The 16,882-nt window shown below is 39.8% G+C and carries 19 protein-coding genes and 1 riboswitch; of the genes, 12 read left to right on the forward strand and 7 right to left on the reverse strand.

From position 1 onward, the window contains the following. Window positions 1-30 precede the first annotated feature (30 nt). The 3 genes from AB986_RS13515 to AB986_RS13520 all read left to right on the forward strand — a co-directional run bounded on the left by AB986_RS13515 (window position 31) and on the right by AB986_RS13520 (window position 2,689). Window positions 31-1,362 (forward strand): UDP-glucose dehydrogenase family protein, encoded by a 1,332-nt coding sequence (locus AB986_RS13515; RefSeq protein WP_048311645.1) that lies wholly within the window; start codon window positions 31-33, stop codon window positions 1,360-1,362. Between the two features lie 452 nt (window positions 1,363-1,814). Continuing rightward, a complete protein-coding gene (locus AB986_RS22405; protein ID WP_236690380.1) occupies window positions 1,815-1,964 on the forward strand; it encodes a hypothetical protein in 150 nt (49 codons plus the stop codon). A gap of 308 nt (window positions 1,965-2,272) precedes the next feature. Beyond that, window positions 2,273-2,689 (forward strand): hypothetical protein, encoded by a 417-nt coding sequence (locus tag AB986_RS13520; RefSeq protein ID WP_048311646.1) that lies wholly within the window; start codon window positions 2,273-2,275, stop codon window positions 2,687-2,689. 196 nt (window positions 2,690-2,885) lie between these two features. On the opposite strand, the gene AB986_RS22410 is transcribed toward AB986_RS13520, so the two are convergent. After that, the gene (locus tag AB986_RS22410; protein ID WP_161797378.1) at window positions 2,886-3,023 is read right to left on the reverse strand and encodes a hypothetical protein; all 138 of its coding nucleotides are present in this window, start codon (window positions 3,021-3,023) and stop codon (window positions 2,886-2,888) included. Between the two features lie 45 nt (window positions 3,024-3,068). Continuing rightward, a riboswitch (cyclic di-GMP riboswitch) is annotated at window positions 3,069-3,158 on the reverse strand. A 193-nt stretch (window positions 3,159-3,351) separates the two neighbouring features. Here AB986_RS22410 and hutU point away from each other — a divergent pair. Genes hutU through AB986_RS13535 form a run of 3 tightly spaced genes read left to right on the forward strand, consistent with a single transcriptional unit; the run spans window position 3,352 to window position 7,298 of the window. After that, window positions 3,352-5,019, forward strand: coding sequence for a urocanate hydratase (gene hutU, locus AB986_RS13525; RefSeq protein ID WP_048311647.1), 1,668 nt, complete (start codon window positions 3,352-3,354; stop codon window positions 5,017-5,019). 12 nt (window positions 5,020-5,031) lie between these two features. Continuing rightward, complete coding sequence (gene hutI, locus AB986_RS13530) at window positions 5,032-6,303, forward strand: imidazolonepropionase (protein WP_048311648.1); 1,272 nt, start codon at window positions 5,032-5,034, stop codon at window positions 6,301-6,303. Continuing rightward, entirely contained in the window at window positions 6,300-7,298 is a 999-nt protein-coding gene (locus AB986_RS13535; RefSeq protein ID WP_048311649.1) for an agmatinase family protein, read from the forward strand. The genes hutI and AB986_RS13535 overlap by 4 nt, the downstream gene beginning before the upstream one ends. Before the next feature lie 27 nt (window positions 7,299-7,325). Here AB986_RS13535 and AB986_RS22415 read toward each other — a convergent pair whose 3' ends face one another. After that, on the reverse strand, window positions 7,326-7,493 hold the full coding sequence (locus tag AB986_RS22415) for a hypothetical protein (RefSeq protein WP_161797379.1): 168 nt from the start codon (window positions 7,491-7,493) through the stop codon (window positions 7,326-7,328). Window positions 7,494-7,656: 163 nt separating this feature from the next. Between AB986_RS22415 and AB986_RS22855 the strand changes: the two genes are divergently transcribed. Further along, the gene (locus tag AB986_RS22855; RefSeq protein ID WP_269082697.1) at window positions 7,657-7,791 is read left to right on the forward strand and encodes a hypothetical protein; all 135 of its coding nucleotides are present in this window, start codon (window positions 7,657-7,659) and stop codon (window positions 7,789-7,791) included. A gap of 7 nt (window positions 7,792-7,798) precedes the next feature. Here the strand turns inward: AB986_RS22855 and AB986_RS22420 are convergent, their stop codons facing one another. Then, complete coding sequence (locus AB986_RS22420) at window positions 7,799-7,936, reverse strand: hypothetical protein (RefSeq protein WP_161797380.1); 138 nt, start codon at window positions 7,934-7,936, stop codon at window positions 7,799-7,801. Window positions 7,937-8,152: 216 nt separating this feature from the next. Between AB986_RS22420 and AB986_RS13540 the strand changes: the two genes are divergently transcribed. The 5 genes from AB986_RS13540 to AB986_RS13560 all read left to right on the forward strand — a co-directional run bounded on the left by AB986_RS13540 (window position 8,153) and on the right by AB986_RS13560 (window position 13,302). Then, the gene (locus AB986_RS13540; RefSeq protein ID WP_048311650.1) at window positions 8,153-8,605 is read left to right on the forward strand and encodes an SRPBCC family protein; all 453 of its coding nucleotides are present in this window, start codon (window positions 8,153-8,155) and stop codon (window positions 8,603-8,605) included. Window positions 8,606-8,659: 54 nt separating this feature from the next. Next, the gene (locus AB986_RS13545; protein ID WP_048311651.1) at window positions 8,660-9,142 is read left to right on the forward strand and encodes a VanZ family protein; all 483 of its coding nucleotides are present in this window, start codon (window positions 8,660-8,662) and stop codon (window positions 9,140-9,142) included. A gap of 306 nt (window positions 9,143-9,448) precedes the next feature. Beyond that, window positions 9,449-11,683 carry a SpoIID/LytB domain-containing protein gene (locus AB986_RS21240; RefSeq protein WP_053216184.1) on the forward strand — a complete coding sequence of 745 codons (2,235 nt, stop codon included), beginning with the start codon at window positions 9,449-9,451 and terminating at the stop codon, window positions 11,681-11,683. A 140-nt stretch (window positions 11,684-11,823) separates the two neighbouring features. After that, window positions 11,824-12,111 carry a hypothetical protein gene (locus tag AB986_RS13555; RefSeq protein WP_048311652.1) on the forward strand — a complete coding sequence of 96 codons (288 nt, stop codon included), beginning with the start codon at window positions 11,824-11,826 and terminating at the stop codon, window positions 12,109-12,111. Window positions 12,112-12,309: 198 nt separating this feature from the next. Continuing rightward, window positions 12,310-13,302 carry a Gfo/Idh/MocA family protein gene (locus AB986_RS13560; RefSeq protein WP_236690381.1) on the forward strand — a complete coding sequence of 331 codons (993 nt, stop codon included), beginning with the start codon at window positions 12,310-12,312 and terminating at the stop codon, window positions 13,300-13,302. 18 nt (window positions 13,303-13,320) lie between these two features. Here AB986_RS13560 and AB986_RS13565 read toward each other — a convergent pair whose 3' ends face one another. The 4 genes from AB986_RS13565 to AB986_RS13580 all read right to left on the reverse strand — a co-directional run bounded on the left by AB986_RS13565 (window position 13,321) and on the right by AB986_RS13580 (window position 16,767). After that, window positions 13,321-14,100: an HAD-IIB family hydrolase gene (locus AB986_RS13565; RefSeq protein ID WP_048311653.1), complete on the reverse strand. Its 780-nt coding sequence runs from the start codon at window positions 14,098-14,100 to the stop codon at window positions 13,321-13,323. A gap of 324 nt (window positions 14,101-14,424) precedes the next feature. After that, entirely contained in the window at window positions 14,425-14,562 is a 138-nt protein-coding gene (locus AB986_RS22425; protein ID WP_161797381.1) for a hypothetical protein, read from the reverse strand. 15 nt (window positions 14,563-14,577) lie between these two features. After that, complete coding sequence (locus tag AB986_RS13570; protein ID WP_048311654.1) at window positions 14,578-15,840, reverse strand: helix-turn-helix domain-containing protein; 1,263 nt, start codon at window positions 15,838-15,840, stop codon at window positions 14,578-14,580. A gap of 624 nt (window positions 15,841-16,464) precedes the next feature. Further along, a complete protein-coding gene (locus tag AB986_RS13580) occupies window positions 16,465-16,767 on the reverse strand; it encodes a hypothetical protein (protein WP_048311656.1) in 303 nt (100 codons plus the stop codon). Between the last annotated feature and the right edge of the window lie 115 nt (window positions 16,768-16,882).

Here is a 16,882-nt window from a genome sequence, read left to right on the forward strand (position 1 = left end):
GGAATAGATGAAAACGAAGGGAGATTTTCGATGCGCATTTCTGTAATCGGAACCGGTTATGTAGGACTTGTGACTGGAGTTAGTTTGGCTGAAATAGGACATCACATCACCTGTATTGATATTGATGAAGCGAAAGTAGCGATGATGGCAAGTGGAATATCTCCTATTTATGAACCGGAATTGGAACATCTGATGGAGAAGAATATTCAATCAGGACACCTGTCTTTTACAACCGAGCTTCATTTCTCTTCAGCAGATGTCATTTATATCGCGGTTGGTACACCACAACTTCCAGATGGAACGTCAGATTTGCAGTATATTGAACAAGCTTCACAAGTTATTGCACGCTCGCTCACGAAAGACACAATTGTGGTCACCAAAAGTACTGTGCCAGTAGGAACAAATCATTGGATTAAAACACTCATTGAAGAAGCAGCACCTGAGGAGATTAAGGTTACGATTGTTTCGAATCCGGAATTTTTGAGAGAAGGTTCTGCGGTTTATGATACGTTCAACGGAGACCGCATCGTGATTGGTACCGAAAACAACCAAGGGAGAGAAATTCTAGACGATATTAATGCTTCATTTGGTCTCCCTATCTATCACACAGATCTGAAAAGTGCTGAAATGATTAAATATGCTTCCAATGCTTTTCTTGCGACCAAAATTAGCTTTATTAACGAAATTTCTGCCATCTGTGAAAAAGTAGGTGCAAATGTTGAAGATGTTGCTTTGGGAATGGGAAAAGATAACCGAATTGGGGACAAATTTCTAAATGCGGGAATCGGCTATGGAGGTTCGTGTTTCCCTAAAGATACGAATGCATTGGTTCAAATCGCAGGAAATAACGAGCATGACTTTAAGCTCCTTAAATCAGTGATAGAAGTAAACAATTCGCAACGAATGAAATTAGTTGAAAGAGCTAGAGAGGCGGTAGGTGATCTAAGTGGTAAGCGAATTTCGCTACTTGGTCTTTCATTTAAACCAAACACAGACGATATGCGAGAAGCTGCTTCCATTCCAATTGCACAAGAACTTGTGAACCAGGGTGCTGATGTAGTAGGTTATGACCCTATTGCAATTCCCAATGCCAGATCGTTTCTACCAGAAGAAGTTCAATTCAAAGAAACGATTGAAGAAACTTTACGCGGAGCAGATGTTGCTCTGATCATTACAGAATGGGAGGTCATTAAGTCAATCGATCTCATAACATACACAACTCTTATGACATCACCTATCGTGATTGATGGAAGGAACTGTTATTCATTAGACGAAGTGAGAAGGCACCCCATTCATTACATTTCGATTGGACGACCTGAAGTCCAAAATCGGTTTGTAGGAAACTCACTGAATACGAGATGAGATAAAAAAGCAGGTAATCCCTGCTTTTTTCTTTTAGACTGTTTTCGTAGTGATAGTTAGAGTAGTGGTAGTGGTTGATTTCCGCTCCAGGATGCTCGCTTTCCGCGGGGCGGGCGGTGAGCCTCCTCGTCGCTTACGCTCCTGCGGGGTCTCACCTGTCCCGCTAGTCCCGCAGGAGTCGAGCATCCTTCCGCTCCAATCATCTATATGTGGTTCTTTATTCCATAATTATTTCAAAAGAAACAATCTTTCAGAAAAGAGCCTTATATTCACATAACCCTTTATAAAGATAAAATGGTTCGTACGTCACACTGACTAGTACGTTTTACTCATTAATTCAGAATATTAGTACTTGAATTAATCCTTCAGTCTGGTAAAATATGTTTGTTGACTTAGGAATTGCATTCTATTAGTTACAAGTGAAGAAGAATGCCACCGAATGGAGTGGGAGTATGGTAGAGAAAACGTGTGAAAAATGTAAAAAGCCTTCTTATAGCAGCAACTATCAAGGAGAGTGGATTTGTCCGTATTGTGGAGTTGATATGACAAACATTCCTGTAAACAATGAAGATTATATGAATGAGCAAGTGATGAAGAAATAAAACGTGAGAAGCGATATGCGCTTCTTTTTTTGTTGACTATGTTAGCGCATACTGTTGATTTCTCGATTTTTGGCTCATTCGAGTGAAACATCAGTTTCACTCGCCTTTCAGCTCTGCTGAAAGGTCGCCCTTTGGTGACCAATCGTCTGAGCAAATGAATTTGCTCGAAGCGATTGGTCACCAAAGGGCGTAAATGAGCCAAAAATCAACACTGTCCAGTAACATAGGCTTTTTGTTAAATCTTGCTATTGCTACAATCTTGTTACCACTCTAAAATAGAGATAGTCAAAAGAAAAGGAACGTGGAGAATGGGAGAAATTATTAAGTTTATCGTTGCCATCGTCAATGAACTTCATGACATCGTCATCACGATTATGTATGGGCTTGGGTTCAACGTAACCGATAAGCAACTGCATTTCTGGGTTATCGGCTTACTCGGAATGGGTGGATTCATTGTTGTTCAACTACTGTTTCGCGTTCTCGCAAAATGGAGTATTACAGCCATTTCATTTATCTATTCAATAACGGTACTCTTAGTGGTCGTATTTGCAATCGAAATTCAGCAGAAGATTACAGGTAGAGGTAATATGGAATTCGCCGATGCAGTCATTGGAATTCAAGGGTTTATTGTCCTGTTCCTAGTGTATCTAGTCATACGTCTTCTACTCGTTTGGAGTAAAAAGTTGACGAACTCGTTTACTAATAAGCACAATCATACCAAATAGCATTTATAAAGGAAGGTCCTTATTCGGGCTTTCTTTTTTTGTTGTGATGAAAGAATATGGACAAAAAAGGATTGGTTGCATCTTGCGTAGAAGTAAGAGTAGAAGTAAGAAGTGTAAATATTCGGATTTTTACTCGAGGTAATGTATTTCATGATAGTAAAAGAGGAGAGCCGTTTAAGCTCTCCATTCGTTATCTTTAATAGGTCATTTGAGTGAGGAATGCAATAACTGCTCCAATCATAATTGCTGTAACAGGTAAAAGAAGATAAATCATCTTCTCTTTGCGTTCTCTTTTATATTGAATTTCTTCTGGTGTTAACCATGAACCTTTCATGTCATATCCCCCTGGTTTTTTGCATCGATCGCAGTGGAGGCCGTATTCGGCAACTGGCTGACTTTCGGTCTTTCGGTCCGCTAAGTCCCTTTAGCTTTGCGTCATCACTTTTCAATGATTTTGCCATTCTCGTACGATTTGCATAGTAGTTGTTTTAGAATAAAGGTCATCAATAAGTAGAAATTGTCGAAAAATGACTTCTTTTATTAGTATAGCGTATTTTTGTGGGGGTGTATATTGGGAAAATGCATTTAATATGATTTGTAATATTAAGGTTTTGTAAACAATGTTTCCCAATATCTAACGTCAATTGAAATGAGGTGTAGGTATGTCTGATCTTTATGAGCGATATGTAGTGAATCATCCATATACTGGTGTGGATCTTCATACAAAAGGATGGGAGCAAGAAGCTGCACTGCGCATGTTATTAAATAACCTTCATGAGAATGTTGCAGAACGACCAGAGGATCTTGTTGTCTACGGAGGAATAGGGAAAGCTGCTCGTAATTGGCAAGCGTTTGAGAACATCGTTCAATCTCTGAAAAGACTTGAATCAAACGAAACGCTACTCATTCAATCAGGGAAACCTGTAGCCATTTTTCGTACACACTCACAGGCTCCGAGAGTACTGATAGCGAATTCCAATCTTGTACCTTCACGTGCAACTTGGGACCATTTTCACGAATTAGATCGCAAAGGTCTCATGATGTACGGGCAAATGACGGCAGGAAGCTGGATCTATATCGGGAGTCAAGGTATCGTGCAAGGAACGTACGAAACGTTTGCAGAATGTGCTAGACAGCATTTCAGTGGGACACTGAAAGGTACGCTTACAGTAACTTCTGGACTTGGTGGCATGGGTGGGGCGCAACCATTAGCGGTTTCTCTGAACGAAGGGGTTAGCCTTTGTATTGAAGCCGATCCACAACGGATTCAAAAAAGAATTGAGACTCACTATCTTGATCGAATGATTGAAGATATAGATGAGGCGATACGGGAAGTAAATGAGGCGAAATTGGCTGGGATTCCTTTATCAATTGGCGTTCCTGGTAATGCAGCAGATTTGCTTCCGGAACTACTGAGAAAAGGTGTCGTACCTGACATCGTAACCGATCAAACGTCTGCTCACGATCCACTTAACGGGTATATTCCATCAGGTTTTACAGTGGAAGAAGCAGAGCGTTTAAGAAGCGTTTCACCAGATGAATATTGTAAACGTTCAACGGAGAGCATGGCGATTCATGTAAAGACAATGCTTGAGATGCAGGATAAAGGCTCAATCGCTTTTGATTACGGAAATAATATTCGCCAAGTTGCGTATGATCAAGGCGTTATGAACGCTTTTTCAATAAAAGGTTTTGTACCTGAATACATTCGACCGCAGTTTTGTGAAGGCAAAGGACCATTCCGCTGGGTCGCGCTTTCTGGTGACGAAGAAGATATTCGGAAAATTGATGAGCGAATGCTGAAGGAATTTAAAGATAATAAGCATCTCTGTCATTGGATTAAGATGGCGCAGAATAAAATTGCATTTCAAGGACTTCCAGCTAGAATCTGCTGGCTTGGCTATGGAGAACGAGCTAGATTTGGAACGATTATTAACGAGATGGTTGCTTCAGGAGAATTAGCAGCTCCAATCGTCATTGGTCGTGATCACCTCGATGCTGGATCAGTAGCATCACCAAACCGAGAAACAGAAAATATGCTTGATGGAAGCGATGCGATAGCCGACTGGCCTATCTTAAACGCACTCGTTAATGCAGTAGGTGGTGCTAGCTGGATCTCATTTCATCATGGAGGTGGAGTTGGGATGGGATACTCGCTACATGCGGGTATGGTCATTGTAGCGGATGGGACGAAGTCTGCAGAAGAGAGGTTAAGTCGAGTATTAACGACAGATCCCGGAATGGGTGTCGTCCGACATGCGGATGCTGGCTATCCAACAGCAATTAAGTTTGCCCGTGACAATGGGATTGATATGCCATCGCTTGATTAGGGAGGGAGTCACATGAAACCAATTTTCCTACAAAATGCGAGTGAGTTGATTACCCTTAAAGGACTTTCTAATGCTCCTTTAGTTAAACCAGTTGAATCTGATCTATCGATTATTCAAAACGGGAGTGTTCTGATTGATAATGGAACAATTCTAGCGGTCGGCCAAACAACTGAATTGAAAGAAATGTATCCCGAAAAGACGAGTGCAGCAGATGTAATTGACGCAAGCGGATCGCTCGTAACACCAGGGTTCGTCGAACCTCATACGCATCTTGTGTTCGCTGGCTCTAGGGAAAAGGAATTTGTGATGAGGTTAAAAGGTGCTTCGTACATGGACATCATGAACGCTGGTGGAGGAATCTATGCGACGACTGAGCAGACAAGGCTAGCTAGTCATCAACAATTATATACTCAAAGCTTTGAGCGTCTTGATCGGTTAATGAAACAGGGTGTAACGACGGTCGAGGCTAAAAGTGGTTATGGGCTAGATCTTGAAAATGAGAAAAAGCAGCTTGAAGTGGCTCGGGAATTAAATCAAAAACACGCTCTAGATCTTGTTAGTACATTTATGGGAGCCCATGCTGTTCCATCCTTTTACAAACAAAATCCAGATGAGTTTATTGCTTATTTAATAAACGACGTATTGCCGGTCATTGCAAAGGAAGGGTTAGCTGAATTCAACGATGTTTTTTGTGAGAACGGCGTCTTTACAGTTGAACAATCACGACGTGTGTTAGAAGCTGGAAAACGACTTGGTCTCTCTCCCAAAATTCATGCGGATGAGTTGGAGTCATATGGTGGAGCGGAGCTTGCGGCAGAGCTCGAAGCTGTTTCTGCCGATCATTTATTGTGCGCTTCTGATAAAGGAATCGATCAAATGGCTGCGGCGGGAGTAGTAGCTGTTTTACTTCCTGGGACAGCCTTCTTTCTACAGAAAAAGATGGCGAATGCGAGGAAAATGATTGATCGCGGTGTACCTTTAGCTCTTTCAACTGACTGTAACCCTGGTTCCTCACCAACCGTTTCAACAGCTCTCATGATGAATTTTGGTTGTTTGCAAATGGGAATGACGCCTGCTGAAGTTCTTGTAGCAGTAACCATTAATGCTGCACATGCGATTAATAGAGGAAGTCTAATTGGAAGTATTGAGGTAGGGAAAAAAGCAGATCTTCTTCTATTTTCGGTCCCAACTCATCATCATCTTCATTATCATTTTGGAGAAAATCATGTAAAAAGTGTTATTAAGAATGGAGTCGTACGAGTTAAAGAAGGGATGTTGATATGAGTCAGTATCCTTATCCAATGCTGGATCGACCGTTTGCTGTTTTTCGAAAAAATGATAAAAAAAAGGAAAAGACGGTGAATGAGTGGATTCAAACGTTACCAATGTCAGGTTACGATAACTTGGAGAACTTTGATGTTGTTCATCTTGGGATACCACTTTCACGTTCATCAATCAGTGCCTCTGCAGCCAGCGAAGCTCCTAACGCACTGAGAAACGCATGGAAATATTTCTCCACCTATCAGATTGAAACGAATATTGACCTAGCTGATATGCAAATCGTTGATTTAGGTGATGTAAAACAGTCCATTACCGATATAGCACAATCTCACCGCTCCATTAGTGAAGCGATGTATGAAATGAGAACCAACCATCCGAAGGCATTACCTGTATGCATTGGTGGGGATCATTCTATTACAGCACGTCTAATTGAGGGATGGAAACGAGCCCATCCAAAGAAGACGATCGGAATTTTGCAATTTGATACGCACTTTGATTTGCGACCGCTTGATCAGGGACCTTCGAATGGCACACCGATGCGTTTTTTAATTGAAGAAGGAATTGTAGACGGAAAACACATTCATACTCTTGGTCTACACGGGTTTTTCAATAGTCGGTCACTGAAAGAGTATGCTGATTCAGCTGGTGTTACGTATCGCACGATGAACGAAATGCGAAGAAATGGCATTTCAAGAACGGTGAAAGAATCGCTCGAAGTGCTAAGTCAGAACGTTGATGCTATTTATATAACGGTAGATATGGATGTACTGGATACGGCATATGCGCCTGGTGCTCCAGCGTCAACACCAGGTGGAATGAGGACAGACGAGCTCTTTGAGGCTGTATTTCTTGCAGGTCAAGCACCCAAAACTTCCGCAATGGATCTTGTATGTCTTGATCCGCGATTAGATGTGAGGGAAGCAACTGTAAAAGCAGGTGTACACGTGATGCTTTGTTTTCTTACAGGATATTGGGATCGAAAGAGAAGAGGACGATAGGCAAATAGCCTTTCGTCCTCTTAAGCGTTAAGGAGTCGACTTTTCCTGTATTGACAACTCACGCTCTATAATGGATAAAAGCAAGTGGCGTTCGTTTACTTGAAGGTTTCGACCAAGCTTCGTTTCAAATTCATAAACCAATTCTCTGTAGCGTGATTCAGAAGATGACGTAAGGTGAATGATTGATTGTTCCATAAATCTCTCCCCCTTAATTTATGAATGAACTTCCACTATCAAAGCCAATTCGTGTAAGGAGTTATGTTTATGGGTGTACTTAACAGAAAATTCAGATATTTTAATGTTGCACATGAAAGTGCAAAGTAAGTTCAAACTAAGGTGTGAAGGGAGGTCGTTTTTTATGAAGAAACGTAAAGCTCAACCACATGCAGCAATAACAAACAATCAAACTCCTGTAGAAAGTCTTCCTAATCCTGAATCAGAATATAAGCGAAGCAAACATAAAGAAGTAACAGCTCCTAAATTAGAGCAGTAAGTGTGTGTTAAATACCTTGATTCGCAATGATCGCAATTAAAACACCTAGTATGATTGAAAAGATCGGAATGGCAAGGAAAAGCATTTTTTCCTTGCGTTTTTTCTGGAATTGGATCTCTTCAGGTGTTCGCCAGTTTTTATTCATATTATCTTGCCCCTCCGTCTTAGCGTAGTCTCTTTGCACCTGTTATTGTTTGATATAATAACGGGAAAAGTAATTTAGACTTTTATTTTTATTATCGGCTACATCCAAGTCTGAAAATAGGTCTTTTTGTCGAAACATGAAAAATAATCTTTATGTCCTGAATTTATTCAAAATAATGGTAGTACATAGAGTCATTTGTCATAGGAGAGTGGACTAATGCCTGTTATTTATCTTGAAACCTTTATAGAAGCCCCAATTGAGACATGCTTTAATTATGCTAGAAACGTTGAAGCACATGTAAAAAGTACTGAACAAACAAAAGAACGAGCAGTTGGAGGGGTAACAACTGGCTTAATGGAAAATGGTGATTCCGTCACATGGGAAGCTACACATTTTGGAATAAAGCAGCGTTTAACTGCTGAGATTACCGCTATGCATAAACCTGATTGGTTTATTGATGAAATGGTCTCTGGTGCTTTTAAGTCTTTTGTACATACACACCGGTTCGAGGATATGGGGCAAGTGACCCTTATGATTGATCAATTTATTTACAAAGCGCCATTTGGCGTAGTAGGGTCCATAGCTAATGTTTTGTTTTTAAAGAAATACATGAAAGGACTGTTAGAAAAAAGAGCGCTTCAGTTAAAAAGCATGGCTGAAAACCGTTGAATAGCACTCCTCCTTTTAGGCAATACTTGAATTGCTTTGAAAGGAGGGGTTCTGATGAGCGTATCGATGTTCGTGACAGTAATGGTAAGGTGCTGGCTATGTCTAGGGTTATTTCTAGCGTCTGTAGCCATGCTCACGTTAGTTGGACATGAGCCATCCCCTTTCTTGGTGAAGGTGTTTACATCAGTTGTCAAAGCAAAGGAATTCCAATATGGTCCACTGACCCTTAGTGTGATCAACAATGGGGAGTTAGGACTAACGCATTTTATCATTCGTAAACTAGGTCATTTCTTCGTTTATAGTTTCTTAACTATCTTTCTACTCTATCTTCCTCTCACAAAATCCCCTTTCTTTAAACCAATACTTGTTTTTATGATTGTAAGCACAATTGCTGTTAGCGACGAATTTGTACAGGCTTTTATTCCAGGAAGGACGTCATTAGTAATGGATGTGGTCGTTGATCTCTTAGGAAGCTTACACAGTTTGATTTTGTATAGTGTATGGCGAAAGTGTTATTCAGTAAGGCTTTTTACTTAGAAAAATAGATACTATGCGGGTGATTTGCGCTCCAATCTGCTAATTTTGGTTTTTTTACAAAGAAAATAAGCTTCAAAAACCCTCTCCGCCATACGGAGAGGGTTTTTGAATTCTACATCAGTCGAGCAAAAGTAATACTTTTATAGTAAAAATATCCTATGTATTCGACACCGTTCATAGGTCTTCTATTTTATTTTTATAAAATCAGCAAATTGAAATCTGTTTTATGGCAAATTTATGCTAAAGTGTTAAAAAGGGAGAATATATCTAAAATTTTCTTTAATACTATTTAGGGGGAAAAGGGATTTGAAGATTTTGATGTCACTTTTGATTGGCATTCTAGCATTTTCATTGTCGATGCATGACGTTCAGGCAGCGGGGGATACGGTTTCTGTCAAACTAGTAAATTATACGAAAAATAGTAATGACTTATCATTCAATGTGTATGGTAGCTATCAAATTGAAGGTAGCGACATTGTGTTAGACAGCAATCGTTTGAATCAATATCATGTTAAGGCTGAAGGTACCAATGTAGTGCTATACATGGGCGACTCGAAGCTTAAGAATTTTGGAAGTGCGATGAAGTTAGTTCCTACAGTTACAAACGCTATGGACAGCTTTGTTGAACTTGGTGATAAGCGATACCTTGGTGAGATGGAATTCAAAGTAGAAGGAAACTACATTCGACCAATAAATACGCTTTCGATGGAAGAGTATTTAAAAGGTGTGGTTCCAAGTGAAATGCCAGCTTATTGGGGGAATAACGGTGGTATGGAAGCGTTAAAAGCTCAAGTTGTTGCAGCAAGAACGTTTGCATTACCACGAAAAGACAAATTAACAGATAGTCAATCAAGTCAGGTGTATAAAGGGTATGAGTGGTACAAAACCACGAATGAGGCCATTGATGATACAGCTGGCCAGGTTCTAAAGCACGGGGCTAACTACATAGGTGCCTTTTACTCTTCAACTAACGGCGGTATGGTTATGTCGAATACAAACTCCTGGGGAAGCACGTTAGTTCCTTATTTACAAAGTAAAGTCGATCCATACGATGAGAAAATGGTCACGAAATATGATCATTGGGAGTATACGCTCGGTAAAGAACAAATCGATTCAAGTAAACTAGATTTGAAAAAGCCGGATACATGGTGGTCAAGCGTTTCTGAACTGAGTTCAGATGTGACTGAGATTAAGAATATCAAATCTTGGCTTACTTCAAAGAGTAAAATTGCGAAGACAGATGAAATAAAAATTACGAATATCTCAAACGTGTCATTTACACTTCCACCTTTTAAATCAGATCAGGTATTAAAGGGAAGTATGACCATTGACTATTTCCTTAAAAACAAAGATGGATTTGTATTTGACTCAAAAGGTGAGTTGAAGAAACATACAATGACAATCCAGGACTCTTCTTACAATATTCGATTCATGGTCGGAACAACGATTATGAAGAGCCCATATGTAAAGAGCATCCAAGATAAAGAAGACTCTATTGTTGTTTCTGGTAGTGGATATGGTCATGGGATTGGTATGAGCCAATACGGAGCGTATCAACAGTCTAAAGAGGGCCGTTCGCACGATCAAATTCTATCATTCTATTATCCAGGTACAGAGCTAACTACTGAAGCAAGTTCAAGCCCTATGAATAGACTTGCTGGAAATAATCGTTATGAAACAAGTGTTGAGATCTCTAAAGCAGGATGGAAACAAGCTTCGAATGTTGTTGTTCTTGGTAGAGGTGACTTGTCTGTAGATGCTTTAACAGGTAGTGTACTTGCTAAAAAGCACAATGCGCCTTTGCTATTAACGAATAGTAAGGAACTTCCGTCTGTTGTGGAAGCGGAGTTAGATCGTTTAAAGCCAGAAAAAGTTTATATTCTTGGCGGACCTGCAGCTATCTCAGAAAAGGTATTTAATCAACTTTCAGCTAAAGGTTACATTGCAAAAATAGATCGAATTAGTGGAGATAACCGCTATGAAACGTCTGTTGCTGTTGCGAATGAAATTGGAAATAGCAATCAGGTATTTGTAACGACTGGAGATGGGAAATCTCCCGACGCTCTTTCCATCGCTTCTTACGCAGCATCGAAGCAAATTCCGATTATTTTAACTAACAAAGAGAAGCTTAGTGAAGATACGGCAGAATATATGACAGCATCGAATCCTGTTAAAGCGACGATTATCGGTGGTGAAAATGCAGTATCTAACGTAGTTAGGGATCAGCTTGCGACTTCTTCTATCGTTGATCGTGTAGCTGGAGCAAACCGATATGAAACAAGCTTGGAAATTGCACAAACGTTTAATTTTGAGAACAAAGGTGTCTTCTTTGCAAATGGTGATGTCTTTATTGATGCACTTCCAGGTTCACCTTTTGCAGCAGCAATGGGAGCGCCAGTTATTCTTACAAAGCAAAATACACTTACAACCGAGTTAGAGAAGTATCTTCAGTCAACGCTAAGCAGAGAGTTCTACTTCCTTGGCGGTGAGGCTGCCATTAGTAAGCCAATAGAAGAACGAGTGAGTATTTTAACTAAATAAATGAGAGGCACCTCCCATTTCAAATGAATGGGAGGTGTTTTGTGTTATTATAGAATAAATATAAAAATAGCTAAAAGTCCTTCTCGATTAGTAAAGGCTATAGAGAGATGACATTAGCGAATGAATAAGGATGTGATGTAGTGCACGAGAAGCAGGAAATTGAAATTCTTTGCGATGCTTTACGAACTTATTGGAATGAACATCCTGAGAAGAATCTCGGACATTTATTAAAGGATTTACATGATAAGTATGAAGAAAAAGAAGCATTCGAAGAAACGGAAGATCTAAATTGGCTACACTGGATGTTAGAGAATAGTAAGCAAAGAGACATCATTGAGAAGAAATACCGAAATGAAACGCAAATTAGCAATCTAGAAAAACATATACGACCTGAATTAATAGAGGTTATTAGAAGATTCGTTGACTAAAGAAAAGAGCCGGTCCCAGGGAATGGGTCCGGCTCTTGTTATCCATATAATCAAAAGGGGGGATTAAAGGGATTACTTAATGTTTCGGTTTATTGAATTGGGAGATGGGGGTAGATGAAAAAGGAAGATAAAACTAGCAGATGAGAACAAAATAGCGATCAAATCATGTAGTATGAATGAGTGAAAGGGGAGATTGAATTGGTATTGAGATTTGGAATTATGGGTACAGCGAATATTGCTAGGAAAGCAGTTATTCCTGCAATAAAAAACTCTGAACATGCTAAAGTAGTCAGTGTTGCAAGTGGTAGCGGCCGCGCAGAAGCATTTGCAGAAGAAATGGGTATTGAACGGTTCCACGATAGCTATGAAGCGATGCTTGATGATGATTCAATTGATGCAGTCTATATTCCACTGCCTAACACACTACATAAGAAATGGACAATTGAAGCAGCTAGAAAAGGAAAACATGTGTTATGTGAAAAGCCTGCTGCCATTACAGTTGAAGATGCGATGGAAATGGTACAAGCCTGTGAAGATCATGGAGTTACTTTCATGGAAGCCTTTATGTATCAATTCCATCCTCAACACGATGTTGTCAGAGACGTGATCGCTTCAGGTGAAATTGGTGATGTTAAACACATGCGTTCTACCTTCTCGTTCTTTTTAGGCGATCGACCTGAAAATATTCGTCTGAACCGAAAATTGGGCGGAGGAAGCATCTGGGATGTTGGTTGTTATTGCATCCATTCCTCTCGTAACATTCTTGGAAATGAACCGACCAAAGTATATGTAGAAGGAAACGTACCTGCAGAAATAGGTGTCGATCTATCTGCAATGGGTATTTTAACATTTGCGAACGGAGTTACTGCTTCATTCGACTGTAGCTTTGAGCGTCAAATGAGCAATACGTACGAAATACTCGGAACAAAAGGAAGCATTAAAGTTCCGCATGCCTATCGTCCAGATGCACCTGGAGCTAGCGGTATTGTTCAGGTCATAAACAGTGAAGGCGAAGTGAGAGAAGAAACGGTTGACGGGGAACAGTATACGTTAATGGTTGATCATTTCGCGCACTGTATTGCGACTGGAGAGACACCATCTTATTCAGGTGAAGCAACGGTTAACAATCTGAAAGCAATTGAAGCTTGTTATCGATCACTAGACAACAATAGCCCGATTGAAATGACATAAGGAAAGAAGCACATTGGCTTATGAGCCAATGTGCTTTTTCAGTAATTCTTTTGTTCCTTCTGAGTAAGGAGAAGAACTTGCTTCTGTTGCAATATTTTCTTCTGTAGGAGTTTCACCTTCGCCAACCCAGTGAAATGTGATATTAGAAAGTCCATGCTCTCTTGCTGTGACCGCCATCACTAGATCGCCGCTACTATCACCGAAAACATATACTTCTTCTGGTGTAGATATCTCCTCCAGAATCCACTTCGCACCAATTTTCTTAGATAAGTCTGGATGAATAACGTCTACACCGTATGTAGAAACGACGGTTTTGTTACCAGAATTCGTTGAAATAGATTCAACATCATCTGCGTAGTCGCGAAGGGCTTCGCGAGTTTTGTTTAAGTGCTCTTTGTCACCGGGATCGCCATGAACAGCTTCCACCGTACCCATCGATTCCTTCGTTTGATCCCATTGAATCAACCCGCTATAGTCGTCTTTTTGACTTACCTCATATAATTGTTCTTTAACCTCATCAGAAACGACATACTCGTTATCAAGGTTCCATGAAGAGATATCCGTGCCGCGTCCTTTAATAGCACCGTGTTCAGATACGCAATAAAGTGAAGACCAATCCAAGTCGCTTCTGAAAAGAGGAAATAAATTGTCCCCAAGCCATCCTCTTGAACGTCCTGTGACAAATGAAATAACATGTCCATCTTCCGCTAGTTTCTCAATCATGTTCACCGCATCTTGATCAGGTCTAGCATTCTCATCCGTAAGAACACCGTCAACATCAAACATATAAAATGCCATTTTAGCACGCTCCTGTCTTAGTGGTAGGCTCTTTTCGTATACAGTCTATAAGAGTGGGGTAATTTCCGCTTCAGGTGCTCGCTTTCCGCGGGGCGGGACACTTGAGCCTCCTCGTCGCTAACGCTCCTGCGGGGTCTCACCTGTCTCGCTAGTCCCGCATGAGTCGAGCACCTTCCTCTCCAATTTGCTAAGTGTGGTTTTTATATTAAATTCTTTCAAAAGCAATAATCTTTGGAAAAGAGCCTAGTAGTATGACCGTATTATAGCGTTATAGGGGAAACGAGGGCAAATAAAAACCCGGCGCACCGCGCCAGGTTTGGATTATTAGATGTGAACTTCAGTTTTAGCAGGGCTTGAATCAGGTACCTTATCGTGAGAATCAGGTACTTTGTCATGATTTGGTACAATAACCATTCCTACAACACCAGTAACTAATAACATGTTAACAAGAAACTTTTTCATAGATTTTCTTCCTTTCTAATTCATAATTTTTTTTCTAGCATCATTTGCTAGTTTAAAGTAAAAGCTGGAGTTTTTATATTGACTACTATTAAAATAGTAATCAGCCAGCATTTCCCCATATTCAGATACGTAATTCCAGTAATTTTTATTCTCGAAGTAATCAACAGCATCTCTCAAAGAGGATTCAGTATGCTCATCCTCTGAATTGGAGAGCTTTAACTCTAACACGTTATAGTGATAGATGTACTCCAAGAACTCTGTTTTCTTTACAATCCTCATACCTTCTTCAATCCAATATTTAGCGAGCTCCAAATCATTGATTTTCAGATATTCAGACGCTATAAGATAAACAGTTTTTGCACGATCTTCTATTTCGTGGTCTTCATTGTTTTGGAGACCAGATTGATAGTAATCCAATGCAATCTCAGATTCATTCTGACAAGAATAGACATACCCTAAATCATGGTAAATAATGCTTTTGAGGCGCTTATCGTTAAAGGATTCAGCATACTTTAATGCATTTTGAAAATGATGCTCTGCTTCACCGTAATTTAAAATAACTCTGTTATTGACTCCTAAAAGGATTTCAGTATCAGCAGCTCTCTTGAAGTTATACTCTTTATTAAATAAGTCCAAACATTTTGTAGCAAGGTTATTGGATAGTGTGATCTGACTAAGTCGATTGTGCACTAAAGCCTGTTGATAATAGAATTCAGCCCATTCTGCATTGTTTGACTTCATCGAAGTTAATAGTTTATTAGCTTTTTTATACTTTTCTCCAGCTTCACGAAATTTCCGGTTTTGATAGTAATACAAACCAAGAAAATAAAAATAGAAGTATTCAAGATCTTCAGATAGTCTTTCCTGCACATGATAAAGTCTTTCTAAAATATCATTGGCCTTATCCGTTTCCCTGAAGAGAATATGATATCTGAAAGTTAGAAGTAGATACTTTGTTAGCATATCAGGATCTTCTACACCTTCAATCTCTTCTTCAATACGCTTTTTGAAGCTTGTGACTTCATCAAAATTACGTAGACGCATTTCTTTGTACCACGCATCGAGATCATTATGAAGCCTTTTCATTTTATCCTCATCATCCACTTGATCGAGAGACACGCCTAACTCATTACACAAGTGTTCGACAAGTTCTTCACTCGGCTGGGCAAGTCCGTGTTCGATTTTGCTTAAATATGGAATAGAACAGATCCCGGAAGCAAGTTGTTCTTGGGTGATGCCTTTCATTTGTCTAAAGTAACGAATTTTTGCCCCTATCATTCTTTGCTCCCTTTCTCCTAGAACTATTTGATTATAGTTTACTAAAAATTCACAGAAAAGAGAATAGTTTTGTGGTTGGGAAATATACATCGATTTTTGGTGTTTTATGGCCCTTTTTCGAGATGTGTTTCCCAACATGCCTTTGTCGACCTCATCTTAAATGAGATTTGAATTACTCACTAGACAAGTTTTGTACGGTCTTTTGCAGGTTATACGCTAGAAAAGCGCTTTCCTGCTCAAAGGTAATCTTTATAAATGAATAAAGTAAACAAGATGTCCCTTCTTTTATATCATGGATTCCAGACAACTACAAATAATCAAAAAAATACTAGAAAGAGTAGAGAGAAGGGAAGAGTCGCTGACATGATCATAGTAGGTCGATGAGAAAATTGCCGCTTCTTGTCGAAAGTATACTGTAAGAGGGTCTGGAATTTGTAGGAAAGACTTTTCTGTAAAGGAGCTGTTTTGTTCAGCTCCTTTACTTTCAGGGGGGAATCTAAAGGAAGGGAAGCCTTCATTTGGTAAAGATGCTTTTTCTGCCTGAGGTGGGGGATTGGATAAAACTGACTCATAAGCTTAAGCTTCTCTCACTCATGAGTCAGTAATTGCTACTGAATTAACGATTTATTCGTTTTGTCTCAATAACCATAGAAATTTATCCAAGGTCATCGCTACAACCCAGGGCTTATGATCTGCACGAAACGCCACAATATCTGGGGGATCGACATCGTCTTTTTCGAGCCAGTTATATAAAGTAGTTAAACCAGATTTCTTCCTCTTAACTTCTGCTGACCAACCGTTGGGTAGAATGACGTCATGTTTGTATTGTGCTGTACTACCGGACAAAGGCACGCGATCTCCTTTCGTCAATTTTGCAAATTCTGCCTCACCGCGATATCCCTTCCTTTTTGACTGATAACCACTCAATCCAATCCCCCCTGGAAAGTCGAATTTAGAAAGATGGTTTTCTCCACAAAAACATGGCAAAATCAGCGATCCATTTGTGAATGTAGTGGAACGCTGATCTTATGAATACCATATT

Source organism: Guptibacillus hwajinpoensis (genome assembly GCF_001039475.1).
In the GTDB taxonomy this organism is placed as follows: domain Bacteria; phylum Bacillota; class Bacilli; order Bacillales; family Guptibacillaceae; genus Guptibacillus; species Guptibacillus hwajinpoensis.